Genomic DNA, 22,121 nt, shown 5'->3' with positions numbered 1-22,121 from the left:
GTGGTTCCGCGCCGCGCCGACAAATGCCGATGGGACGGTACGTGAGGTCACCGACCCGAACCCTAACCCTGAGGTTGAGGGTTGCAGTTGCGCCCGTTCAACGGGGTGCTTTGGAACAGGACACTAGGTCGACAAGCCGTGCGCGTTCAACGAACACGCCGAACCTCCCGTTTTTCTTTTGACCCTATGTGATCACTCGGTCCGCAGACGAACCAGGGTGCTCGTGATCAGGCCGGATCGTCAACTCCCCGTCGCAGCAGGGGTACCGGGGGAACTCACGTCGTATCGTTCGGCGTCTTTTGCGGCTTTCGTCAACGCCAGGAGCGCGCGGGCCTTCCGTGCGCCCTCGTGCGAGCTTCCCCACACCACCGTGCGCCCCCCGTCCAGGTGAAGTTCGATGCCGTCGTAGGAGCGCACCACGACCGTGCGCGTGCGCTCGCGCAGCTGCCCCGGGAGCCCGGCCGCGACGGCCGCGGCCTCGCGGACGAGCCGGTCCCGGCCGAAGCGCGCCGACGCACCCCCCTCCGCGGGGTCGACCCGGATCACCGGCACGCCCCCGGGCGCCTCCCGGACGGTGGCGTACCCGACGCCGTCCGCGTCGACCTCGGTGAACCGGCCGTCCCCGGCCAGGACCGCCACCGCCTCGCGCTCGGTCACCTCCAGGGCGAGGGTCTCCGGCCAGGACCGGACCGCCTCCACCGAGGCGATCCGCGGCAGCCTCCCGCGCAGCCGCTCCTCCACCGCAGCGGTGTCCACCGAGGCGAGCGGCCCGCCCGGGGAGACGCCGGCGGCCGTGCGGACCTCCTGCTCGGTGAGCCGGTCCGTGCCGAGGACCTCCACCCCGCGCATCCTCAGCCAGGGGGACCCGTAGACCGCCCACAGCCCGAAGGCGGCCAGCAGCAGGACCGCCGCGACCAGCGGCAGCGGGCCCGGCCGGCGGCGGCCGGAGCCGTCCGGGCCGTCCGGGCCTCCGGAGCCGTCCGGGCCGCCGGAGCCGCCCGGGAGCTCCGGGCCCTCCGGGGCCCCGGGCCCGTCCTGCGCCCGGGAGCGCCTGCCCGTCGCTGCGGTGCCGCCGCTCGCGCGGCGGCGGGTGATCGCCGGTACGGCCATGCCGGTCCCTCCTGATGTCGTCGTCCCGTCCCCCCAGCGGCCCGCCCGGCCGATCCTGCCAGCTGCGGCCAGCTGCGGCCGCGCGCCACGGGGGCCGCCCCGGAGCGAAGCGGCCGGCCCCCCTCGCCGCAGTGCGGGAGGAGGGCCGGCCGCGGACCGCCGGGCGGTGCTCAGCGCCCCTTCCGGGCCGCGATCGCCTCGTGGACCATGCCGACGAGCAGCTCGTCGGCGTGCGGACGGCCGAACTCGGCCGCGGCGCGGGCCATGGTGTGGAGCCGGTGCGGGTCCGTCAGCACCGGCAGCACGTTCTCCAGCACCCAGTCCGCGGACAGCTCGGCGTCGTCGACCAGCAGGCCGCCGCCCGCCTTGACCAGCGGCTGGGCGTTGAGCCGCTGCTCGCCGTTGCCGATCGGCAGGGGGACGTAGGCGGCGGGGAGCCCCACGGCCGACAGCTCGGCGACCGTCATGGCGCCGGCCCGGCACAGCATCATGTCGGCGGCCGCGTAGGCGAGGTCCATCCGGTCCAGGTAGGGCACCGGCAGGTAGGGCGGCATGCCGGGCATGTTGTCCACCTGCGGCAGTTCGTTCTTCGGGCCCACCGCGTGGAGGATCTGCACGCCGGAGCGCTGCAGCCGCGGGGCGAGCGCCTGGACGGTCTCGTTGAGCCGGCGCGCGCCCTGGGAGCCGCCGGAGACCAGCAGCGTCGGCAGGTTCGGGTCGAGCCCGAAGGCCGCCCGGGCCTCGGCGCGCATCGCGGCGCGGTCGAGGGTGGCGATGGAGCGGCGCAGCGGGATGCCGACGTAGCGGGCGTGGCGCAGCTTGCTGTCGGGGGTGCTCACCGCCACGTACTCGGTGTAGCGCGAGCCGATCTTGTTGGCCAGGCCCGGGCGGGCGTTGGCCTCGTGGACGACGATCGGCACCCCGAGCCGCTTGGCGGCCAGGTAGCCGGGCAGGGCGACGTAGCCGCCGAAGCCGACGACCGCGTCCGCCCCGGTGCGCTCCAGGATCTGCTCGGCCGCCTTGATGGTGCCGCGCAGCCGGCCGGGAACGGTCATCAGTTCCGGCGTGGGCTTGCGGGGCAGCGGGACGGCGGGAATGAGCGCCAGTTCGTAGCCGCGCTCCGGGACGAGCCTCGTCTCGAGTCCACGCTCCGTGCCGAGCGCCGTGATCCCCACGGTCGGGTCCTGCCTGCGCAGGGCGTCCGCGAGGGCGAGCGCCGGCTCGATGTGACCGGCGGTTCCTCCGCCGGCGAGAACGACATGCACCGAAATTCACCGCTTCCCCGACGGCCGCCGTCCGGCGATCCGTCTCATGGTCCTAGTCATCACCCCAGGTCCGCGTGCGGCCAGGGCCGCCCGTGCGCCCGGCCCGCTCCGTGCGAAGGAGATCAGCATGCCGACCGCGAACATGGTCGGAAGCAGGGCGGAGCCCCCGTAGGAGAACAGCGGGAGGGGGACGCCGGCGATCGGCAGCAGGCCGAGCACCGCACCGATGTTGATCACGAACTGGGCCGTGATCCAGGTTGTCACACCTCCCGCGGCGAACCTGACGAAGGGATCCTCCGTGCGTCCGGCCACGCGGATACCCGCATAGCCTAGAGCCGCGAAGAGGGCGAGGACCGACAGCGTCCCCGCCAGCCCCAGTTCCTCCCCGGTGATGGCGAAGATGAAGTCGGTGTGGGCTTCGGGCAGTTCACCCCATTTCTCGACGCTCGCGCCGAGTCCGGACCCGAACCACCCGCCCGAGGCCAGGGCGTAGATCCCGTGCAGCGCCTGCCAGCACTGGTCGTTCCTCCCCGGGTCCGTGGCGCCCAGGCACTCCAGGCGCGACATCCGGTTCGGGCTGGTGGCGATCAGCAGCGCCGTCATCAGGCCGGCGACCGCCAGCGTCCCGGCGAACAGCCTGGTGGGGGCGCCGGCCAGCCACAGCAGGCCGAACAGGACCGCCACCAGGATCATCGCGGTGCCCATGTCGCCGCCGAGCATGATCAGCCCCAGCAGCAGCAGGGCCACGGGCACCAGCGGGACCAGCAGGTGCTTCCACCGGTCGAGCGTCCCGCGCTCGACCATGCGGGCCAGCACGTCCGCCCCCCACAGCACCAGGGCCAGCTTGCCGAACTCGCTGGGCTGCAGCTGGAACGGCCCGCCCAGGGAGAGCCAGTTGCGGTTGCCCTTGATCTCCATCCCGACGCCGGGCACCTGCACCAGGGCCATCAGCACCACGGAGGCCACCAGCAGCGGACGGGCCAGCGCGCGCAGCCGCCGCACGGACAGCCGGGAGGCCACCAGCATCAGCGCCCCGCCGATGGCCACCGCCAGCAGCTGCTTGCGGAAGTAGTAGGTCGAGGGCAGCCCCTGGGCCAGCGCCGTGATCTGGGAGGAGGAGAAGACCATGACCAGGCCGAGGACGGTCAGCAGCAGGCCGCCGCCCAGGATCAGGTAGTACGCGGTCAGCGGACGGTCCCAGGCGCGCCTGAGCCGCTCCAGGGCGGCCCGGGCCCCGCCCAGGGGCCCGCGGCCCCCCGCCGGCCGCAGGGACGGGGCCGGCGGGCCCGGGACGGTCGGCCTCCGTCCCGGGCCCGCTGTCCGTTGCTGCGCGCTCATGTCCCCTCCTGTGGTGCACCGGGGACCTCCCGGTGTCGGGGATCCCGCCCTTACTCCTGCGGCCCGGGGCCGTCCGCGGCCAGCGCCCGCACGGCCTCGGCGAACGCCTCGCCGCGGCGGTTGTAGTTCGCGAACATGTCCATCGAGGCGCAGGCCGGGGCCAGCAGGACGGTGTCGCCCGGCCGGGCCAGTTCCCTTGCGGCCCCGACGGCGGCCGCCATGGCCCCAGTGTCGGTGCGGTCCAGCTCGACCACCGGTACCTGCGGGGCGTGTCGGGCCAGCGCCTCGCGGACCAGCGCGCGGTCGGCGCCGATCAGCACGGCCGCCCGCAGGCGCCCGGCGGCCCCGGCCACCAGCTCGTCGAAGGCGGCTCCCTTGGCCAGGCCCCCGGCGATCCACACCACCTTCTCGTAGGCGGCCAGCGAGGCCGCCGCGGCGTGGGTGTTGGTGGCCTTGGAGTCGTCCACCCAGGCCACCTCGTCCACCGTGGCCACGTGGGCGATGCGGTGGGCGTCGGGGCGGAAGGCCCGCAGGCCGTCGCGGACCGCGCGGGCGGGCACCCCCCACGCGCGGGCCAGTGCCGCGGCGGCGAGCGCGTTCGCGACGTTGTGCGGGGCCGGCGGGTTGACGTCGGCGACCTCGGCCAGCTCCTGGGCGCTGCTGTGCCGGTTCTCCACGAAGGCCCGGTCGACCAGCAGGCCGTCGACGACGCCGAGTTCGGAGGGGCCGGGGGCGCCGAGGGTGAAGCCGACCGCCCGGCAGCCCTCCTCGACGTCGGCGGCCCGCACCAGTTCCTCGGTGGCCGGGTCCGCGGTGTTGTAGACGCAGGCCACGCGGTTGCCCTCGTAGATCCGGCCCTTGTCGGCGGCGTAGGCGGCCATCGAGCCGTGCCAGTCGAGGTGGTCGGGGGCGAGGTTGAGCACCGCGGCGGAGTGCGCGCGCACACTGGGCGCCCAGTGGAGCTGGTAGCTGGACAGCTCCACGGCCAGGACGTCGTACTTCTCGCCGCTCAGGACCACGTCCAGCACCGGGGTGCCGACGTTGCCGACGGCCGCGGTGCGCAGCCCGGCCGCGGCGAGGATGCTCGCGAGCATCTGCACCGTGGTGGTCTTGCCGTTGGTGCCGGTGATCGCCAGCCAGTCGGCGGCGCCGGGGCCGCGCAGCCGCCAGGCGAGTTCGACGTCGCCCCACACCGGCACGCCGGCCCGCGCGGCCGCCGCGAACAGCGGGCTGTCCGGCCTCCAGCCGGGAGAGGTGACGACCAGGGCCGTCCCCGCGGGCAGGGTGTCGCCGTCGCCGAGGCGGACGGTGACGCCCTCCGCCTCCAGCCGCGCGGCGCCCTCGCGCTGCGCGGGGCCGTCGCCGCCGTCCACGACCGTGACGGCGGCGCCGAGGCCGGCCAGGGCGCGGGCGGCGCTGACGCCGCTCACGCCGAGGCCGGCCACCGTGACCGGGAGCCCCTCGAAGGTCTCGGGGCCGGACGGTTCGGACGTCACTTGCCGGTCACCCAGCCTCCGTAGAACAGGCCCAGGCCGACCATCATGCACACGCCCTGGATGATCCAGAAGCGGACCACGATGAGCACTTCCGACCAGCCCTTGAGCTCGAAGTGGTGCTGGAGGGGGGCCATGCGGAAGACGCGCTTGCCGGTCAGGCGGAAGGAGCCCACCTGGATGATCACCGAGAGGGTGATCAGGACGAACAGGCCGCCGAGGATGGCGAGCAGCAGCTCGGTGCGGCTGCAGATGGCCAGGCCGGCCAGGGCGCCGCCCAGGGCCAGGGAGCCGGTGTCGCCCATGAAGATCTTCGCCGGCGAGGTGTTCCACCACAGGAAGCCGAAGCAGGCGCCCATCAGCGCGGAGGCGACGATCGCCAGGTCCAGCGGGTCCCTGACCTCGTAGCAGGCCTCGCCCGCGGTCAGGATGTTGGCGCAGGACTGGCCGTACTGCCACACGCCGATCACGACGTAGGCGGCGAAGACCATCACCGAGGCGCCGGTGGCCAGGCCGTCCAGGCCGTCGGTGAGGTTCACGCCGTTGGACATCGCCAGGATCATGAACAGCGCCCAGACGACGAAGAGCACCGGGCCGATCGACCAGCCGAAGTCCTGGACGAAGGAGAGCTTCGTCGACGCCGGGGTCTGCCCGCGGGAGTCGGCGAACTGCAGCGACAGGACCGCGAAGGCGACGCCGACGATCAGCTGGCCGGCCATCTTCGCCTTGGCGCGCAGGCCCAGGCTGCGCTGCTTGGCGATCTTGATGTAGTCGTCGAGGAAGCCGACCAGGCCCATGCCCGCCATCAGGAACAGCACCAGCAGGCCGGAGATGGTCGGCTCGCTGGAGGTGATCACCTTGGTGAGCGCGTAGGCGGCCAGCGTCGCCACGATGAACACGGCGCCGCCCATGGTCGGGGTGCCGCGCTTGCTGTGGTGTCCCTGCGGGCCGTCGTCGCGGATCATCTGGCCGTAGCCCTTGCGGACCATCAGCCTGATGTACAGCGGCGTCCCGATCAGGGACAGGAACATGCCGATGACGCCGGAGAAGAGGATCTGCCTCATCGTGCGCCGGCCTCACCCTCGGCGCCCGCGAGCAGCGCCTGCGCGACCTTCTCCAGGCCTATGGCCCTGGATGCCTTCACCAGCACGACGTCCCCCGGTCGTACTTCGGTGCGCAACAGCTCGATCGCCTCCTGCGCGTCGGACACGTGCACCGACTCCTCACCCCACGAACCCTCGTTATAGGCGCCCACCCGCATCCACGCGGCCGCCTGGCCGCCGACTGCGACGAGCTTGCTGACGTTGAGCCGGACGGCCATCCGTCCCACCGCGTCGTGCTCGGCGAGGGAGTCCCCGCCGAGCTCGGCCATCTCCCCGAGCACCGCCCACGTGCGACGGCCCCTGCCCATGGCGACGAGCGCGCGCAGCGCCGCCCGCACGGACTCGGGGTTCGCGTTGTAGGCGTCGTTGACGACCGTGACGCCGTCCGCGCGCTCGGTGACCTCCATCCGCCAGCGGGAGAGCGTGCCGGCCTCCGAGAGCGCGGTGGCGATCCGGTCGACAGGCATGCCCAGTTCACGGGCGACGGCGGCCGCGGCAAGCGCGTTCGACACGTGGTGCTCACCGTACAGCCGCAAGGTCACGGAGGCGCACCCGGTGGGTGTGCGAAGCGTGAACGCCGGACGCCCGAGGTCGTCCAGGTGCACGTCCTCAGCCCGCACCTCGGCGTCCGCGGCCTCGCCGAAGAGCACCGTGCGGGCCTTCGTGCGCGACGCCATGGCCCGCACCAGCGGGTCGTCGGCGTTGAGCACCGCCAGCCCGTCGGCCGGCAGCGCCTCGACCAGCTCGCCCTTGGCCTCGGCGATGGCGTCGCGGCCGCCGAACTCGCCGACGTGGGCGGTGCCGACGTTGAGCACCACGCCGATGCGCGGCGGGGTCAGGCCGGTGAGGTAGCGGATGTGCCCCTTGCCGCGGGCGCCCATCTCCAGCACCAGGTGCCGGGTGGAGTCGTCGGCGCGCAGGGCGGTCAGCGGCAGGCCGATCTCGTTGTTGAGCGAGCCCGGCGTGAACACCGTGGGGCCCAGGTGCTCCAGGACCTGCGCGATCAGGTCCTTGGTGCTGGTCTTGCCCGAGGAGCCGGTGAGCGCCACCAGCGGGGTGCCCAGGCGGGCGACGACGTGCCGGGCCAGCGCCCCCAGGGCGGCGACCACGTCGTCCACTACGACCGCAGGGACGCCGACCGGGCGGGAGGCGAGGACACCCGCCGCACCGGCCGCGACGGCGCCGGCGGCGAAGTCGTGGCCGTCCGCCCGCTCGCCGACGAAGGCGACGAACAGGCTGCCCGGCCGCACCTCCCGGGAGTCGATGACGACGGGGCCGGTGACCTGCACCCGCGGGTCCGGCATGTCGTGCGGGGTTCCTCCGGTGATCTCGGCGATCTCGCCGAGCGAGAGGGCGATCACTGCTCACCCCCGCCGGTGGAGGCAGGCGGGCGGATCCGGGCTTGTGCGCGCATTGCGTTCAGTCATCCCTGGTCATGTGGCGTCAGCTGCGGGGCGCGGAGGCTTCGATCGCCGCGCGCAGCACCTCTCGGTCGTCGAAGGGGCGGATCACCCCTGCGAGGTCCTGTCCCTGCTCGTGCCCCTTTCCGGCCACGAGCACGGTGTCCCCGGGCAGGGCCCGGGAGACGGCCGCGGCGATCGCCGCGGCCCGGTCGGCGTCCACCAGCACCTCGCCCCGTTCGTGGCTCGGCACCTCCGCGGCACCGTTGAGCATCGCCGCGAGGATCGCCAGCGGGTCCTCCGAGCGGGGGTTGTCGCTGGTGAGCACCGCGGTGTCGGCGAGCCGGGCGGCGATGGCGCCCATGGGGCCGCGCTTGTGCGCGTCGCGGTCGCCGCCGCAGCCGACGACCAGGTGGACCCGGCCCTCGGTGACCTTGCGGACGGCGCGCAGCACGGACTCCAGCGCGTCCGGCTTGTGCGCGTAGTCGACCACGGCCAGCCAGTCCTGGCCCGCGTCGACCCGCTCCAGGCGGCCGGGCACGCCCGGCACCTCCGCGACGCCCTCGACGGCCGTGCGCAGGTCGACCCCGGCGACCACCAGGGCGGTGATCGCGGCGAGGGCGTTGGAGACGTTGAACGGCCCCGGCAGCGGGGCCGCGGCGCGGACCCTGGCGCCCTGCGGGCCCACGACGGTGAACGTGCTGCCCAGCGGGCCCAGTTCGACGTCCTCGGCCCGCCAGTCGGCGTCCGGGTGGCCCTCCGCGGAGAAGGTGGTCACCGGCACCCCGGCGTCGGCGACGAGCCTGCGTCCGTACTCGTCGTCGAGGTTGACCACGCCGGCCCGGCTGCGCCGCGGGGTGAACAGCTGCGCCTTCGCCCGGAAGTAGTCCTCCATGTCCGGGTGGAAGTCAAGGTGTTCGGGGCTGAGGTTGTTGAAGACGGCGACGTCGAAGACCGCGCCGTCGACCCGGCCGAGCACCAGGGCGTGGCTGGAGACCTCCATGGCGACGGCGGTGACGCCGCGCTCGCGCATCACCGCGAACAGGGCCTGCAGGTCGGTGGCCTCGGGGGTGGTGCGCTCGCTCTTGAGCCGCTCGTCGCCGATCCGGGACTCCACGGTCCCGATCAGGCCGGTCGGGGCGGCGGGGCCGCCGTCGGCGGCCGCGGCGCGCGCGGCGGCGCGCAGGCCGCCGTCCACCAGGTAGGCGGTGGTGGTCTTGCCCGAGGTGCCGGTGATCCCGATCTGCAGCAGGTCCTCGCCCGGCCCGTCGTAGATCCAGGCGGCCAGTTCGCCCGTCCGGGCCCGGGGGTCGTCGACCTCCAGGACCGGCAGTCCGGCCGCGGCGGCGCGCTCGGCGCCCGCCTTGTCGGTCAGGACCGCCACGGCCCCGTTGCCGGCCGCCTGCACGGCGAAGTCCGCGCCGTGGAAGCGGGCGCCGGGCAGGGCCGCGTAGACGTCTCCGGGGCGGACCGCGCGGGAGTCGTGGGTGATCCCGGTCGCCGCGGCGTCGTCGGCCGCCCCGGCGGGAACGGGGGTCCCGAGCCTGCGGGCCAGCTCCGCGAGCGGCTTGGGCCGGACCCGGTCCGGCCGCGGGGCGCCCGGGGGACGTGCGGGGGCGTCCTGCCGGGAGGTGGGCTGATCAGCTTTTGGCACGGCCGTGAGAGTACCCGCAGCTCCCCGTCCGGGGCGAAACAAGGGGCGGCGGGGGTCGTCCCCGGACGTCTCGTCTGTGATCGTTCTCACTGCTTCTCCGGGTCGAACTCGACGGGCAGGGCGGGGGGGTTGGCCCCCGACGGAGGGGCGTGCAGGCTCTTGAGCGCGAACTCCATGACCTCCTTGAAGACCGGTCCGCAGATCTGCCCGCCGAAGTAGCTTCCCCTGGTGGGGTTCTGGATCACGCAGGAGACGGTGACCTTCGGGTCGTCGGCCGGGGCGAAGCCCATGAAGGACGCCGTGTAGCCCCGGTAGCGGCCGGTCTCGGGGTCCACCCGGTTGGCGGTTCCGGTCTTGCCCGCGACCCGGTAGCCCGCGATCTGGGCCTTGACGCCGGTGCCCTGCTCGTCCCCGACGACCGACTCGAGCATCCTCGACAGCGTCCGGGCCGTCTTCTCGCTGACCACCCTGGTCCGCTTCGGCTCCCCGGCCGGGGTGTACCGCCCGTCCGGCCCGGTGGTGCCCCGCACCAGGCTCGGCTGCACCCGCACCCCGCCGTTGGCGATGGTGGAGAACACCGAGGTGGCCTGCAGGGCGTTGACCGACAGGCCCTGGCCGAACGGGATCGTGTACTGCTGGGAGGCGTCCCACTTGCCGGGGGCGGCGAGGATCCCGGGGGTCTCCCCGGGGAACTCCAGGCCTGTGGGCCGGCCGATCCCGAACCCGGTCAGGTACCGGTGCAGGATCCGGTTGGTCTCCTTGCGGGTCTTCCCCAGCTGCTCGACGGCCAGGATCGTGCCGATGTTGCTGGACTTGGCCAGGACTCCGTTGAGCGTCAGGTACCAGGTGCCGTGGTCCACGTCGTCGTGGAAGACCCGGTCGGCGCGCGGCAGGGTGCCGGGGACGGTGACGTGGGTGTCCGGGGCCGCGACCCCCTCCTCCAGGACGGCGGCCATGGACATCAGCTTGCTGGTGCTGCCCGGCTCGAAGGCGTCCTCCAGGGCGCGGTTGCTCAGCGCCGCCGGGTCGGCCCGCGTCAGGTCCCCCGGGTCGTAGCCGGGGGCGTTGGCCATGGCGAGGATCTCCCCGCTGGAGGTGTCCTGGACGATGACGTAGCCCCGGTCGGCGCCGGACTCGGCCACCTGCTCGCCGATCGCGTCCTCGGCGGCCCACTGGATGTCGCGGTCGAGGGTGAGCTCGAAGTCGGTGCCGGGCTCGGCGGGCTTCTCCCGCACCCCCGCGGTGGGGACCAGCCGGCCGCCGGACTGGGTGTAGGTGCGCAGCCCCTCCTTGCCGGCCAGCTGCCCGTCCAGCGCGGCCTCCAGGCCCGCTCCCCCGCGGTCCTCGGCGTTGACGAAGCCGATGACCCCGGCGGCCAGCTCGTCGGCGGGGTAGACGCGCTTGCTGGTGGACTCGGAGAAGACCCCGGCCAGCACGCCGGGCGCGCCCCTGCGGTCGCGGGCGGCCTCCTCGGCCAGGGCCGCCTTGAGGTCCTTGATCTGGTTCCACACCTGGGGGGTCTGCTTGCGGGCGAGGACCACGTAGCGGCTGTCCGGTTCGGCCAGCTTGCGGGCGACGGCCTCCTCCTCCTGCCCGACGATCGGCGCCAGCAGTTCGGCGGCCTGGGCCGGCGCATCGGGGACCTTGGACTGATCCGGGGTGAACATGGAGGGGTCGGCGATGATGTCGTAGGCGTCGACGGTGGTCGCCAGCGCCACTCCGTTGCGGTCGGTCAGCGTGCCCCGCTCGGCGCTCAGCGTCACGGTCATGTAGCGGTTCCCGGCGGCCTTGGTGGCGTAGGCGGAGGCGTCGACCGCCTGCACCTGCAGCAGGCGGCCGACGAACACCAGCAGGACGACGGTCAGCAGGACGCTGACCAGCCGCAGCCTCGGCCGGGCGCCGGCGAGCCGGAGCAGCGGCGCGCCGGAGGGCGACACCGGGCCGCGCGGGCGCGCGGGCGCGCGGCGGGGCGCTCCCGCGCCCGCGCGGGACGCGCCCGCGCGCGCTCCCGCGGCGGGGGCCGCCGCCTTCTTCGCCCTCTTCGGCTCCCCGGAGCCCTGCGGCCTCTTCGGCGCGGTCTTCTTCGGCACTGTCCCCCCGGGCGCGGCCTTCTTCGGTACGGCTTTCTTCGGCGCGGCCTTCTTCGGCGCTGACTTCTCGGGCACGGCCTTCTTCGGTGCGGCCTTCCTCGGCGCGGGGCGGCGCGGGCCGGCGGTCCCGTCCTGCCCCGGCGCCGCCGGACGCTTCGCCGTCCCGGGGCGTTTGCGCGGCTTCCCGGCCCCCGGCCGTTCGCGCTCCCCGCTCACGCGCCGCCCCCTGCCGGTGCGCGGGAGGGGGCCGGCGCGGGTGCCGGTCCGGGGTGCGGGGGTCGGGGCAAGGTCACGTCGGTCACCTACCGGGTGTCGGGTGCGGCCTGGGCCGGGGTCTGGGCGGACGGGCCCGCCCCGTCCCCGGCGCCCGCCGCGGGGGCGGTGTCCGGGCCGAGGGAGGGGGCGACCGATCCGGTGGGGGAGGGCGCGGCCGTGGGCGGGCGGACGGCGGGCGGCGCCCCGCCGGACTCGCCCGGCACCCCGCGCACGGTGCCGTCGTCGTCCAGGAAGGCGGGGTTGCCGCCGGGCACCATGCCCAGCTCCCGGGCGCGGCGGGCGAGTTCGCCCGGCGCCGAGTGCTCGTCGACCTGCTGCTGCAGGGCCTGCTCCTCGTCGGTGAGCCGCGTGGTCTCCTTCTGCAGCTCGGACAGCCGGAACGAGCCCTGGTTGACGGCGGTGTTGAGCACGAGCAGGGCGATCAGGCCGCCGGCGAGCAGCACCACCACGAGCACCACGAACGGGGTGCGGGCCGCGGCGGGGCCGCCCGGTTGCGGGACCGCTCCCCGTCTCCTCGCCGTCACGCCGGGTCCTCCCTGATCCGCTCCGCCCCGCGCAGCCGGGCCGGGGCCGCCCGCCGGTTCTCCGCGACCTCCTCGGCCGTGGGCAGTTCCGCGCCGCGGGTGAGCAGTTTCAGCCGGGGCTGGTACTGCTCGGGGACGACCGGCAGGCCGGGCGGGGCGGTACTCGCCGCACCGGCCGCGAACACCTGCTTGACCAGCCTGTCCTCCAGGGAGTGGTAGGACAGCACGGCGATCCGGCCCCCCACGGCGAGCGCGCCGACGGCCGCGGGGATCGCCCGCTCGAGGACGGCGAGCTCGCCGTTGACCTCGATGCGCAGGGCCTGGAAGGTCCGTTTGGCCGGGTTGCCGCCGGTGCGCTTGGCCGCCTGGGGCAGGGCCGCGCGGATCAGCTCGACCAGCCGTGCGCTGGTGGTGAACGGCTCCTTCTGTCGCTCGCGCACCACCGCCTCGACGATCTTCCGGGCGAACTTCTCCTCGCCGTAGGTGCGCAGGATCCGCACCAGTTCGCCCGCCGGGTAGGTGTTGAGCACCTCCGCGGCGCTGATCCCGGTGCTCTGGTCCATCCGCATGTCCAGGGGCGCGTCCTGCGCGTAGGCGAAGCCGCGGCCGGCCTCGTCGAGCTGCATGGAGGAGACGCCGAGGTCGAACAGCACGCCCTGGACCTTCGGGATGCCGAGGCGGGCGAGGACGTCGGGGATCTCGTCGTAGACGGCGTGCACCAGGGTGGCGCGGTCGCCGAAGGGGGCGAGGCGCTTCCCGGCGAGCTCCAGGGCGGCCGGGTCCCGGTCGACGGCGACCAGCCGCGCGGAGGGGAAGGAGGTCAGCAGGGCCTCGCTGTGCCCGCCGAGCCCGAGGGTGGCGTCGACGACGACGGAGCCGGGTGCGGCGAGGGCGGGGGCGAGCATCTCCAGGCAGCGCCGGAGCATGACCGGTACGTGTCGGGGCTCAGTGGTCACCGCACCTCCCCGGTGTCGTGCGCGGCCGGCCGCGCGTGGCGGGAGTGCGTGGTGGTGCTCATCAGTGCCCTTCTTGGGGTGCGACGGGCGGGAACGCACCGCCGGGTCCCCGCCCGCTCACGATGGGGAAGGAGGTCGACCGGCACCGGGGAAGAGGTGCCGGTCGGCCGGGAGCGGGAGGAGGCCGGGCCGTGCGTGCGCGCAGACGTGGCCGTCGCACTGTCTCGGACGGGTGCGGCCCTCGGGCCGCGTACGGACGGGTCTGGGACGGAGGCGGTTCACAGTAGTCCGGGCAGCACCTCCTGCGACAGGTCCGGGAAGGAGCCCTGCCGGTCCAGCAGGTACTGGTCCCAGGAGGCACTGTCCCACACCTCGACGCGGGTGTTGGCGCCGATCACGGTGCACTCGCGGCTCAGCCCGGCGTACTCCCGCAGCGGCTGCGGGAGGGTGATCCTCCCCTGCCGGTCGGGGACCTCGTCGACGGCCCCGGCGAACAGCACCCGCAGGTAGTCGCGGACCGCCTCGGACACCACCGGCGCCCGGCCGATGCGGGCGGTCACCTCGCGGAACTCCTCGACCGGCCACACGTACAGGCAGCGCTCGCGCCCCTTGGTGACGACCAGGCCGGGGGCCAGCTGCTCGCGGAACCTCGCGGGGAGGACGAGCCTGCTCTTGTCGTCCAGACGGGGCGTGTACGTCCCGAGGAACAACCCGAGCACCTCCTGCCGCCGGCTCCGGACGGGGCGTCCGTGCCCCACTTCGCGCCACTGTACTCCACTGCCCTCCACGGTCAACCACGTCCGGTCCACTCCGGAGCCCGGGAAAACCGCAGGCCGGGCGGGGTCCCCCTACCCTGCACGGCGCATCCTGGCCGTGCGCGCGCCCCTGTACGCGCCCCTGGCCGGATTTCACTCCTGCGGAGGAACGGGACGGGCCGGGAGGGTGACGGGAAGGGCGCAAGGAGAATCCCCGGATTGACGCAGATCACTGTGGCGCCACGGGATTTCCGCCGTCCCCCCCGGCTAGGGTTTCGAGCCATGTCCAAGCCGAAGACGAAGACCAAGACCGAGGACTCCGTGACCGACCGCCTGGTCGCGGCGAACCGCACCTACTCCGCCGGGTTCACCGACCCCGGGATGGACGCCCGCCCGGTCCAGAAACTGGCCGTGGTCGCCTGCATGGACGCCCGGCTCGACCTGTTCGCAGCCCTGGGCCTGGACCTCGGCGACAGCCACCTGATCCGCAACGCCGGCGGTGTGGTCACCGACGACACCATCCGCTCGCTGACCATCAGCCAGCGCGCCCTGGGGACCAGGTCGGTCGTCCTGATCCACCACACCGGCTGCGGCCTGCAGGGCCTGTCCGAGGACGAGTTCCGCGGGGAGCTGGAGCGCGAGGTCGGCGTCCGGCCGTCGTGGGCGCTGGAGACCTTCAACGACATCGACCAGGACGTCCGCCAGTCGATGGCCCGCGTCCGGAACTCGCCCTTCATCCCGCACACCGACGACGTCCGCGGCTTCGTGTTCGACGTGCACACCGGCAGCCTGCGGGAGATCGACGCATAGGGCGCCAAGGCGGGCAAGTCCCCCTCCTCCGCCCTCACCCGTGTGACGCGGAGCCCCCGGGAAGGCAAGAATGCGGGGGAGGCCGCGGCGTGCCGCCGGGCCGGCAACGGGCCGAGGAGGGCTGGGTGACCACCTATGACGAACGAGCGGGCCTGGAGGGCCTGACCGCCACCGCCGACCGGGTGCGCAGATCGGTCGAGCACGTGATCGAGGGCAAGCCGGAGGTCGTCCGGATCGCCCTGACGGTCCTGCTCGCCGAGGGCCACCTGCTGGTCGAGGACGTGCCCGGCGTGGGCAAGACGATGCTCTCCAAGGCGCTGGCCCGGTCCGTCGACTGCTCGGTCCGGCGGATCCAGTTCACGCCGGACCTGCTGCCGTCCGACGTCACCGGGGTCAGCGTCTTCGACCAGCAGCGGCGGGAGTTCGAGTTCAAGCCGGGCGCGATCTTCGCCCAGATCGTGGTGGGCGACGAGATCAACCGCGCCTCGCCCAAGACGCAGTCGGCGCTGCTGGAGTCGATGGAGGAGCGCCAGGTCACCGTCGACGGCAGCACCTACGAGCTGCCCCGCCCGTTCATGGTCATCGCCACCCAGAACCCGGTGGAGATGGAGGGCACCTATCCGCTGCCCGAGGCGCAGCGGGACCGCTTCATGGCCCGGATCTCCATCGGCTACCCCAGCGCCGAGGCCGAGCTGCGGATGCTGGACGTGCACGGGGGCACGCCGGCGCTGGACGAGGTCCGGCCGGTCGCGCACGCCCACGAGATCACCGAGCTGGTGGAGGCGGTGCGCACGGTGCACGTCGCCGACCCGGTGCGCCGCTACGTGGTGGCCCTGGTCTCCGCCACGCGCGGCCACCCGGACCTGCGGCTGGGCGCCTCCCCCCGCGCCACCCTGCACCTGGTGCGGGCGGCGCGGGCCGCGGCCGCCCTCGACGGCCGGGACTACGTGCTCCCGGACGACGTGCAGGCACTGGCCTCCCCCGTGCTGTCGCACCGCCTGCTGCCCACCGCGCAGGCACAGCTGAACCGCCGCGCGCCGGAGCAGGTGGTGGCCGAGATCCTGCAGCGCACCCCCGTGCCCGACGCACACGGCCCCGACGTGCCGGGCGGCGCCCGGAGATTGCGATGAGGGGCGGCACCGACGCCCCCGGCCCGACAGCCGCCGCCGGCCCCGGTCCCGCGGCCGCCCCCGACGCACCGGACGGCCCCGCGCAGGGGGCCGGCGGCGGGCTGCGGCGGGCCTTCGGCGGCCTGACCACCAGGGGGCGCTCCTTCCTCGCGGCCGGCCTCGCGGCCGGCGGCTGCGCCTACGTGCTGGGCCAGCCGGAACTGCTGCGGGTCGGACTGCTGCTGACCGTCCTGCCGGTGGTGTGCACGGTGGTGCTGCACCGCTCCCGCCACCGGGTCGCGGGCAGCCGCCGCCTGGTGCCCCCGCGGGTGCCCGCGATGTCGGAGGCCCGGGTCCACCTGCGGGTGGACAACGTCTCCCGGCTGCCCACCGGCATGCTGATGCTCCAGGACCGGGTGCCCTACGTGCTGGGCCCGCGCCCCAGGTTCGTCCTGGACCGGGTGGAGCCGGGCGGGTACCGCGAGGTCTCCTACCGGGTGCGCTCGGACCTGCGCGGCCGCTACCCGCTGGGTCCGCTGCAGCTGCGGCTGAGCGACCCGTTCGGCATGTGCGAGCTGACCCGCTCCTTCAGCGGGCAGGAGACGCTGACGGTCGTGCCCAGGGTGCAGCCGCTGGCCCCGGTCCGGCTGTCCGGGGAGGCCGCGGGGCACGGTGACAGCCGCACCCGCGCCCTGGCCCTGGCCGGCGAGGACGACGCGATCCCGCGCGGCTACCGCCACGGCGACGACCTGCGCCGGGTGCACTGGCGCTCCACCGCCCGCTACGGGGAGCTGATGGTGCGGCGCGAGGAGCAGCCGCAGCGCAGCCGGTGCACGGTACTGCTGGACACCCGGGCGGCCGCCCACCGCGGCGCCGGCCCGGACTCCCCGTTCGAGTGGGCGGTCTCCGGCGCCGCCTCGGTCGCGGTGCACATGCTCCGGCGCGGCTACGGCGTGCGGCTGCTGACCGACACCGGCGACACCGTTCCCGCCCCCGGCGGCACGGGCGGCTTCGCCGGGGCGACGGGCGACGGGGCCGGGGCCGGGCTCGCGGCGGACCTGCTGCTGGACGCCCTCGCCGTGGTGGACCACTCCGCCGGGGAGGGCCTGGTCCGGGCCCAGGACGTGCTGCGCAGCGGCAACGAGGGCATGGTCGTGGCGTTCCTCGGCGCCCTGGACGAGGAGGACGCCTCGGTCGTGGCCCGGATGCGGCAGCGCGCCGGCGGGGCCGTGGCGTTCCTGCTGGACGAGCCCGCCTGGGCGGCCCGCGGCGGGTGGGCCGGGGAGGAGGACCGGGACGGCGACGCCCTGGACCGGCAGCGCAGGATGCTGCGCGACGCCGGGTGGACGGTGCTGCGGGTCGGGCCGGAGGACTCCCTTCCCGGACTGTGGAGCGGTGCCGACCGGTTCGGGGCGCGCCAGGACACGGAGGTGGCGCCGTGAGCGGTGCGATACGTCTGACCCTGTGCGCGGCGGCGGCCTCGCTGATGGCTGCCTGCGCGCTGCTGCCGCTGGTCTCCTCCGTCTCCTGGCTGGTGCAGGCCGCCGTGGTGGTGGCCGCGTCGGCCGGGGCCGGGGCGCTGGCCCGGCGTGCCCCGCTGCCCCGGCCGGTGACCGTAGCGGCGCAGGCCGCGGTCGTGCTGCTGGTCCTCTCGTGGCTGTTCGTCCGGGACGCCGCCGTGCTCGGCGTGCTGCCCGGCCCGGCGGCGGTGGAACGATTCACCGGGCTGCTGGGAGAAGGCGCGAAGGACATCGGCGAGTACGCCGTGCCCGCGCCCGCCACCCCGGGCATACGGCTGATGCTGGTGGGCGGGGTCGCCCTGGTCGCCCTGTGCGTGGACGCCCTCGCGGTGACCTACCGCAGCGCCGCGCCCGCCGGGCTGCCGATGCTGGCGCTGTACTCGGTGGCGGCCGGGCTCTCCGGTGACGGCTCGGGGTGGCAGTGGTTCGCCCTGGCGGCGGCGGGCTACCTGTTGCTGCTGCTGGCCGAGGGCCGCGACCGGCTCTCCCGCTGGGGCAGGGTCTTCGGCGGCTCCGGCGGCGGCCCCCGCGCGGCGGAGCCGGACCGCCCGCCGGCCCCGGTGCGCACCGGGCGCCGGATCGGCGCGGTGGCCCTGGGCATCGCCCTGATCGTCCCGGTCACCGACCTGACGGGCCCGGGGCTGCTGGGCGAGCGCACCGGCGACGGGGGCTCCGGCGGCGGGAGCGGCACCATCTCCGCGGTGAACCCGCTGGTCTCCCTCCAGGACAGCCTCAACCGCCCGGAGGACCGCGAGGTCCTGCGCTACCGCACGACCGCCCCCGGCAACTCCGGCCTGTACCTGCGGTTCGTCTCCCTCGACAAGTTCGACGGGACCGCGTGGAAGCCGTCGGAACGCCGGGTGCAGGACGTCCCGGAGCCCCGGCGGTGGCCCCTCCCCGCGGGCCTGGCCACCGATGTCCCCGTGACGCCGGTCTCCACCGTCCTCTCCACCGCCGAGTGGTACCGGCAGAACTGGCTGCCGCTGCCGTACCCGGTCACCGGGGTGGAGATCGAGGGGCGCTGGCGCTTCGAGCCGGAGGGCCGCACCCTGGTGGGCGACCGGCGCCAGACCACGGCCGGCGCCCGGTACACGGTCACCAGCCTCCAGGTGGAGCCCACCGCCGAGCAGCTGCGGAACGCCCCCCGCCCTCCGGCGGACCTTCTCGAGGAGTACACCCGGGTCCCGGACTCGCTCCCCGGCGAGGTGGCCGAACAGGCGCGGCGGGTCACCGCCGGGGCGTCCGACGACTACGAGCGGGCCCGCAGGCTCCAGGACTGGTTCGCCTCCTCCGGCGGGTTCCGCTACGACACCGAGGTGGAGTCCGGCACCGGCAGCACCGCCATCACCCGGTTCCTGCGGAACAAGGAGGGCTTCTGCGTCCACTTCGCCTTCTCCATGGCCGCCATGGCCCGCACCCTGGATGTCCCGGCCCGGGTGGCGGTCGGGTACACGCCCGGCGTGCGGGACGCCAACGGCACCTGGTCGGTGGGCCTGCAGGACGCGCACGCCTGGCCCGAGCTGTACTTCGAGGGGATCGGCTGGACCCGCTTCGAACCGACCCCGGACCGGGGCAGCGTCCCGGAGTACGCCCGCCAGGAGGCCCCTGATCCCGAGGTCGCCGAGCCGGAGGCCCCCCGGAGCCCCGCTGCCGCGCCGAGCACGGACACCGGTGACAGGAGGAAGTGCAACGACCCGGACTCGACCGACCCGGCCTGCGGCGGCCCCGCCGCCTCGGCCGACGTCCCGCAGGACCCGGGGGTGTTCACGGCGCGGACCGCGCTCGTCACGGCGGCCTCGGCCCTCCTCGCGGCCCTGCTGGCGCTGCCCATGCTGTGGCGGATCCGGGTGCGCGCACGGCGCCTGGGCGGCAACGGCCGGACCGGCGGCGCCGACCGGGCCCGGGCCCCCTCCCGGGGCACAGGGCCGGCGCCGGCAGGCAGTGCCGTGGCCGGGTCGGCGGAGGGGCGGCCGGACGGGCAGGCGGACGGGCGATCGGCCACCGAACGGGACCGGTCGCTGGCCGCCTGGCGGGAACTGTCCGACACCGCCTGGGACTACGGCATCACCCCCGACCCGTCGGGACCCCGCGCCGGGCGGGAGCCCGGATCGTGCGGGCCGGCGGCCTGGAGGGCCCGGCCGCCGACTCCGTGATGCGGGTGGCGGGCGCCGTGGAGCAGGCGGTGTACGCACCGCGGCCGCGGCCGGCGGCCGGGCTGGGCGACGACGTCCGCCGGGTCGGGGCCGCGCTGCGCGCGAGCGCGGGGCGGCGGGCCGCACTGCGCGCCCTCCTGCTGCCGCGCTCCGCGGCCCGGATGGGGTGGGCGGTCTCCGCCGCGTGGGAGCGGACCCTCGTCCGCTGGTCCGCCGCGACCCGCAGGCTGACCGGAGCGCTGCCGCGACCGCGTTCCGGGAAGCGGACCTGACCGTCCGCCCGCCTGCCCGTCCGTCCGGAGGGCGGGCGGGCGGACAGGTGGACGGGCAGGCAGGCGGACGGGCGGACACCGGGCCGCCGCTCCGGCCCCAGGCGGGCCGGAGGGCCGCTCCCCCGGCGGGCCGGGGCGGCGGCTCCGGTGGGAAACGCAACGGGCGGGGTCCCGCACCTCGAAGGTGCGGGACCCCGCCCGTCACGTTCCGGCCCGTACGGGCCGCGCCCCGTCAGGGGCCCTGCTGTTCGTCGCGGCGGCGCTGCCACCGCTGTTCGATGCGGTCCATCACCTTCCGGCGGGGCCTGCCCTGGCGGCGACCGTCCCGTCCGCCGCGCGGGGGCTGCTGTTCACCGGGCTTGGGAGCCTTGCGCCACCCCGTGACGGCCAGCACCGCGCACCCCAGCATCACCAGGAAGCCCACCACGCTGATCCAGATCTGCTGGGCGACCATGCCCGACATGAGCAGCACGATCCCCAGCAGGAAGCCGGCCACCGCCTGGTAGACACGCCGCCGGGTATAGGTGCGCAGCCCGCTTCCCTCGAGCGCCGACGCGAACTTGGGATCTTCGGCGTACAGCGCTCGCTCCATCTGCTCGAGCATGCGCTGCTCGTGCTCCGAGAGCGGCACGGAATCCTCCTACTCGTCGGTCGCGGGGACGACCGCGGCGTCTTCCACCAGGATAGGCAGTCGAACGCGTTCGTGTAATCCGCCCCACTGCGCACAGCCGACCACTGATGAGGGGTGTCTGCCCCGTCCACCTGGCGGTCATGCCGTAGTTGCTTTACCCAGATCATACGGTTCCGCGGAGGGGTTCGGGACTCTGCGGGCCGTTCTGTTGTTCCCGCGGGGCCCGTCACGCCTCCCGGCCGCGGCGGGCCAGGAGGTGGAGCTGGGTGGCGATCGCGCGGAACGCGGGGATCCCCGCCGCCGCCTCCTCCAGTTGCAGGAGCGCCTCCGTCGCCCCCGGCTCGGCGTCCGCCAGGGAACCGGGGACCAGGTCGGCGAAGACCCGCACCCCGTGCACGGCGGCGACCTCGAGGCCGGCCGCGGTGACCAGGTCGGCCAGTCCGTCCTCGGTGAACCGGCGGGGCACCGGGTCCGCGTCGCCCCAGCGGCCGTGCGGGTCGGACAGCCCCCGCCGGGCCTCGGCGAAGTGGCCGGCCAGGGCCCGGGCGAGCACCGCACCGTTGCGGTTGGCGGCCAGCACGCTGACGACGCCGGTGGGCCGCAGCGCGCCGACCACGTTGTGCACGGCCTCGGCCGGGTCGTCGACGTACTCCAGCACGCCGTGGCACAGCACGGCGTCGTGGGCGCCGGCCCCGACGACGTCCAGCAGGCCGTGGGCGTCGCCCTGGACGCCGCGGACCAGGTCGGCGACCCCGGCCTCGGCGGCCCGGCGCTCCAGGGCGAACAGCGCGTCCGGGCTGGGGTCCACCACGGTGACGCGGTGGCCCATGCCGGCGGCGCGGACGGCGAAGTTTCCGGTGCCGCCGCCCGCGTCGAGGACGTCCAGCGACTCGCGTCCGGCGGCCGCGGCCTGCCCGTCCAGGGCTTCGCTCAGGACGTCCCACACCACGGCGGTACGCAGGGAGGCTCGGGGACGCAGCGGGTCGACACCCTGTTCACGGGACATGGCGGGCGGCTCCTGGGCGGGGCGTCGTGCGACGCGGGTGGTTGCGGCGGATCTTCACCCTAACCGGTGGCCCCGCCCGTCAGCGGGGGCTGGATCCTCAGCATCCGCTCGACGATGCGCAGGAACATCGCGCTGTCGCGCACCAGGTCGTCGGCGTCCCGGGGGCCGGCCGCGCCGCGGATGCCCGCCTCGGCCCGGGCCCTGCGCTCGGCGCCGGAGGCGAAGAGCGCGCTCCACTCGGCGAGTTCGGGGGCGACCTCGGGAAGCACCTCCCACGCGCTGCGGATCCGGCGCCGGCGGCGGGGGGTGTCCTCCGGCCTGCCGCGCACGGCCAGGACGGCCGCGGCGGTGCGCAGGGCGGCGAGGTGTGCGGTGGCGTAGCGCTCGTTGGGGACCTCCAGGGAGGCGGCCTCCTCCAGGCCCCGGTGGGCCTGGGCGAGCAGGTCGAGGGCTGCGGGCGGCGCGCCCGTCCGGCGCAGCACGGGGTGGATGTCGGAGGGCGGGGTGCGGCCGGTGCCTGCGGCACGGCGGCGGGCGGCAGCGGGAACGCTCACGTCGGGCCTCCTCTCAGCGCGGAACCACTCACCGGCCATAGTGGGGCACACCACTGACAAGCCTCCCCGACCTGCACAAACGCCGAACCGGCAAGGCCCTGC

At 75.0% G+C, this 22,121-nt stretch carries 19 protein-coding genes; 5 read left to right on the top strand and 14 right to left on the bottom strand.

The genetic code is table 11. The annotated features are described in order from the left end of the window. Positions 1–240: 240 nt before the first annotated feature. From GQS52_RS20955 to mraZ, 11 genes are all read right to left on the bottom strand, one after another. Positions 241–1,110 (bottom strand): FtsQ-type POTRA domain-containing protein, encoded by an 870-nt coding sequence (locus GQS52_RS20955; RefSeq protein WP_259370893.1) that lies wholly within the window; start codon positions 1,108–1,110, stop codon positions 241–243. A 170-nt stretch (positions 1,111–1,280) separates the two neighbouring features. Beyond that, complete coding sequence (gene murG, locus GQS52_RS20950) at positions 1,281–2,375, bottom strand: undecaprenyldiphospho-muramoylpentapeptide beta-N-acetylglucosaminyltransferase (RefSeq protein WP_182314886.1); 1,095 nt, start codon at positions 2,373–2,375, stop codon at positions 1,281–1,283. A 6-nt stretch (positions 2,376–2,381) separates the two neighbouring features. Then, the gene (ftsW, locus tag GQS52_RS20945) at positions 2,382–3,713 is read right to left on the bottom strand and encodes a putative lipid II flippase FtsW (RefSeq protein ID WP_182314885.1); all 1,332 of its coding nucleotides are present in this window, start codon (positions 3,711–3,713) and stop codon (positions 2,382–2,384) included. 50 nt (positions 3,714–3,763) lie between these two features. Beyond that, the gene (murD, locus tag GQS52_RS20940) at positions 3,764–5,209 is read right to left on the bottom strand and encodes a UDP-N-acetylmuramoyl-L-alanine--D-glutamate ligase (protein WP_182314884.1); all 1,446 of its coding nucleotides are present in this window, start codon (positions 5,207–5,209) and stop codon (positions 3,764–3,766) included. Beyond that, positions 5,206–6,270, bottom strand: a complete 1,065-nt coding sequence (mraY, locus tag GQS52_RS20935) for a phospho-N-acetylmuramoyl-pentapeptide-transferase (protein ID WP_182314883.1) — start codon at positions 6,268–6,270, stop codon at positions 5,206–5,208. Before mraY ends, murD begins: the two co-directional genes overlap by 4 nt. Then, positions 6,267–7,670, bottom strand: coding sequence for a UDP-N-acetylmuramoyl-tripeptide--D-alanyl-D-alanine ligase (gene murF / locus GQS52_RS20930; protein ID WP_182314882.1), 1,404 nt, complete (start codon positions 7,668–7,670; stop codon positions 6,267–6,269). Before murF ends, mraY begins: the two co-directional genes overlap by 4 nt. Before the next feature lie 82 nt (positions 7,671–7,752). Next, a complete protein-coding gene (locus tag GQS52_RS20925; protein WP_259371169.1) occupies positions 7,753–9,405 on the bottom strand; it encodes a UDP-N-acetylmuramoyl-L-alanyl-D-glutamate--2,6-diaminopimelate ligase in 1,653 nt (550 codons plus the stop codon). A gap of 44 nt (positions 9,406–9,449) precedes the next feature. Then, a complete protein-coding gene (locus tag GQS52_RS20920; RefSeq protein ID WP_182316614.1) occupies positions 9,450–11,453 on the bottom strand; it encodes a penicillin-binding protein 2 in 2,004 nt (667 codons plus the stop codon). Between the two features lie 302 nt (positions 11,454–11,755). Further along, on the bottom strand, positions 11,756–12,253 hold the full coding sequence (locus GQS52_RS20915) for a cell division protein FtsL (RefSeq protein ID WP_182314880.1): 498 nt from the start codon (positions 12,251–12,253) through the stop codon (positions 11,756–11,758). Continuing rightward, positions 12,250–13,209 carry a 16S rRNA (cytosine(1402)-N(4))-methyltransferase RsmH gene (gene rsmH / locus GQS52_RS20910; protein WP_259370892.1) on the bottom strand — a complete coding sequence of 320 codons (960 nt, stop codon included), beginning with the start codon at positions 13,207–13,209 and terminating at the stop codon, positions 12,250–12,252. Before rsmH ends, GQS52_RS20915 begins: the two co-directional genes overlap by 4 nt. 278 nt (positions 13,210–13,487) lie before the next feature. Beyond that, on the bottom strand, positions 13,488–13,928 hold the full coding sequence (mraZ, locus tag GQS52_RS20905; protein ID WP_259370891.1) for a division/cell wall cluster transcriptional repressor MraZ: 441 nt from the start codon (positions 13,926–13,928) through the stop codon (positions 13,488–13,490). A 318-nt stretch (positions 13,929–14,246) separates the two neighbouring features. On the opposite strand from mraZ, the gene GQS52_RS20900 reads away from it, so the two are divergent. The 5 genes from GQS52_RS20900 (at position 14,247) to GQS52_RS20880 (ending at position 19,828) form a co-directional block, all read left to right on the top strand. Next, entirely contained in the window at positions 14,247–14,774 is a 528-nt protein-coding gene (locus GQS52_RS20900; protein WP_182314878.1) for a carbonic anhydrase, read from the top strand. A gap of 125 nt (positions 14,775–14,899) precedes the next feature. Further along, positions 14,900–15,904 carry a MoxR family ATPase gene (locus tag GQS52_RS20895; RefSeq protein ID WP_182314877.1) on the top strand — a complete coding sequence of 335 codons (1,005 nt, stop codon included), beginning with the start codon at positions 14,900–14,902 and terminating at the stop codon, positions 15,902–15,904. Further along, positions 15,901–17,325 carry a DUF58 domain-containing protein gene (locus tag GQS52_RS20890; protein WP_182314876.1) on the top strand — a complete coding sequence of 475 codons (1,425 nt, stop codon included), beginning with the start codon at positions 15,901–15,903 and terminating at the stop codon, positions 17,323–17,325. The genes GQS52_RS20895 and GQS52_RS20890 overlap by 4 nt, the downstream gene beginning before the upstream one ends. Beyond that, positions 17,322–19,556: a transglutaminaseTgpA domain-containing protein gene (locus tag GQS52_RS20885; protein ID WP_259370890.1), complete on the top strand. Its 2,235-nt coding sequence runs from the start codon at positions 17,322–17,324 to the stop codon at positions 19,554–19,556. The genes GQS52_RS20890 and GQS52_RS20885 overlap by 4 nt, the downstream gene beginning before the upstream one ends. Further along, a complete protein-coding gene (locus GQS52_RS20880) occupies positions 19,514–19,828 on the top strand; it encodes a hypothetical protein (RefSeq protein ID WP_182314875.1) in 315 nt (104 codons plus the stop codon). The genes GQS52_RS20885 and GQS52_RS20880 overlap by 43 nt, the downstream gene beginning before the upstream one ends. Positions 19,829–20,060: 232 nt before the next feature. Here the strand turns inward: GQS52_RS20880 and GQS52_RS20875 are convergent, their stop codons facing one another. The 3 genes from GQS52_RS20875 to GQS52_RS20865 form a co-directional block, all read right to left on the bottom strand. After that, complete coding sequence (locus tag GQS52_RS20875) at positions 20,061–20,459, bottom strand: DUF3040 domain-containing protein (protein WP_182314874.1); 399 nt, start codon at positions 20,457–20,459, stop codon at positions 20,061–20,063. Between the two features lie 226 nt (positions 20,460–20,685). Then, positions 20,686–21,465 (bottom strand): methyltransferase, encoded by a 780-nt coding sequence (locus tag GQS52_RS20870; RefSeq protein WP_182314873.1) that lies wholly within the window; start codon positions 21,463–21,465, stop codon positions 20,686–20,688. A gap of 59 nt (positions 21,466–21,524) precedes the next feature. Continuing rightward, a complete protein-coding gene (locus GQS52_RS20865; protein WP_259370889.1) occupies positions 21,525–22,019 on the bottom strand; it encodes an SAV_6107 family HEPN domain-containing protein in 495 nt (164 codons plus the stop codon). Positions 22,020–22,121 lie beyond the last annotated feature (102 nt).

The sequence above is a fragment of the Streptomyces sp. SCUT-3 genome (assembly GCF_014083985.1).
In the GTDB taxonomy this organism is placed as follows: domain Bacteria; phylum Actinomycetota; class Actinomycetes; order Streptomycetales; family Streptomycetaceae; genus Streptomyces_H; species Streptomyces_H thermolineatus.
This window is presented reverse-complemented; position numbering and strand designations above follow the sequence as displayed.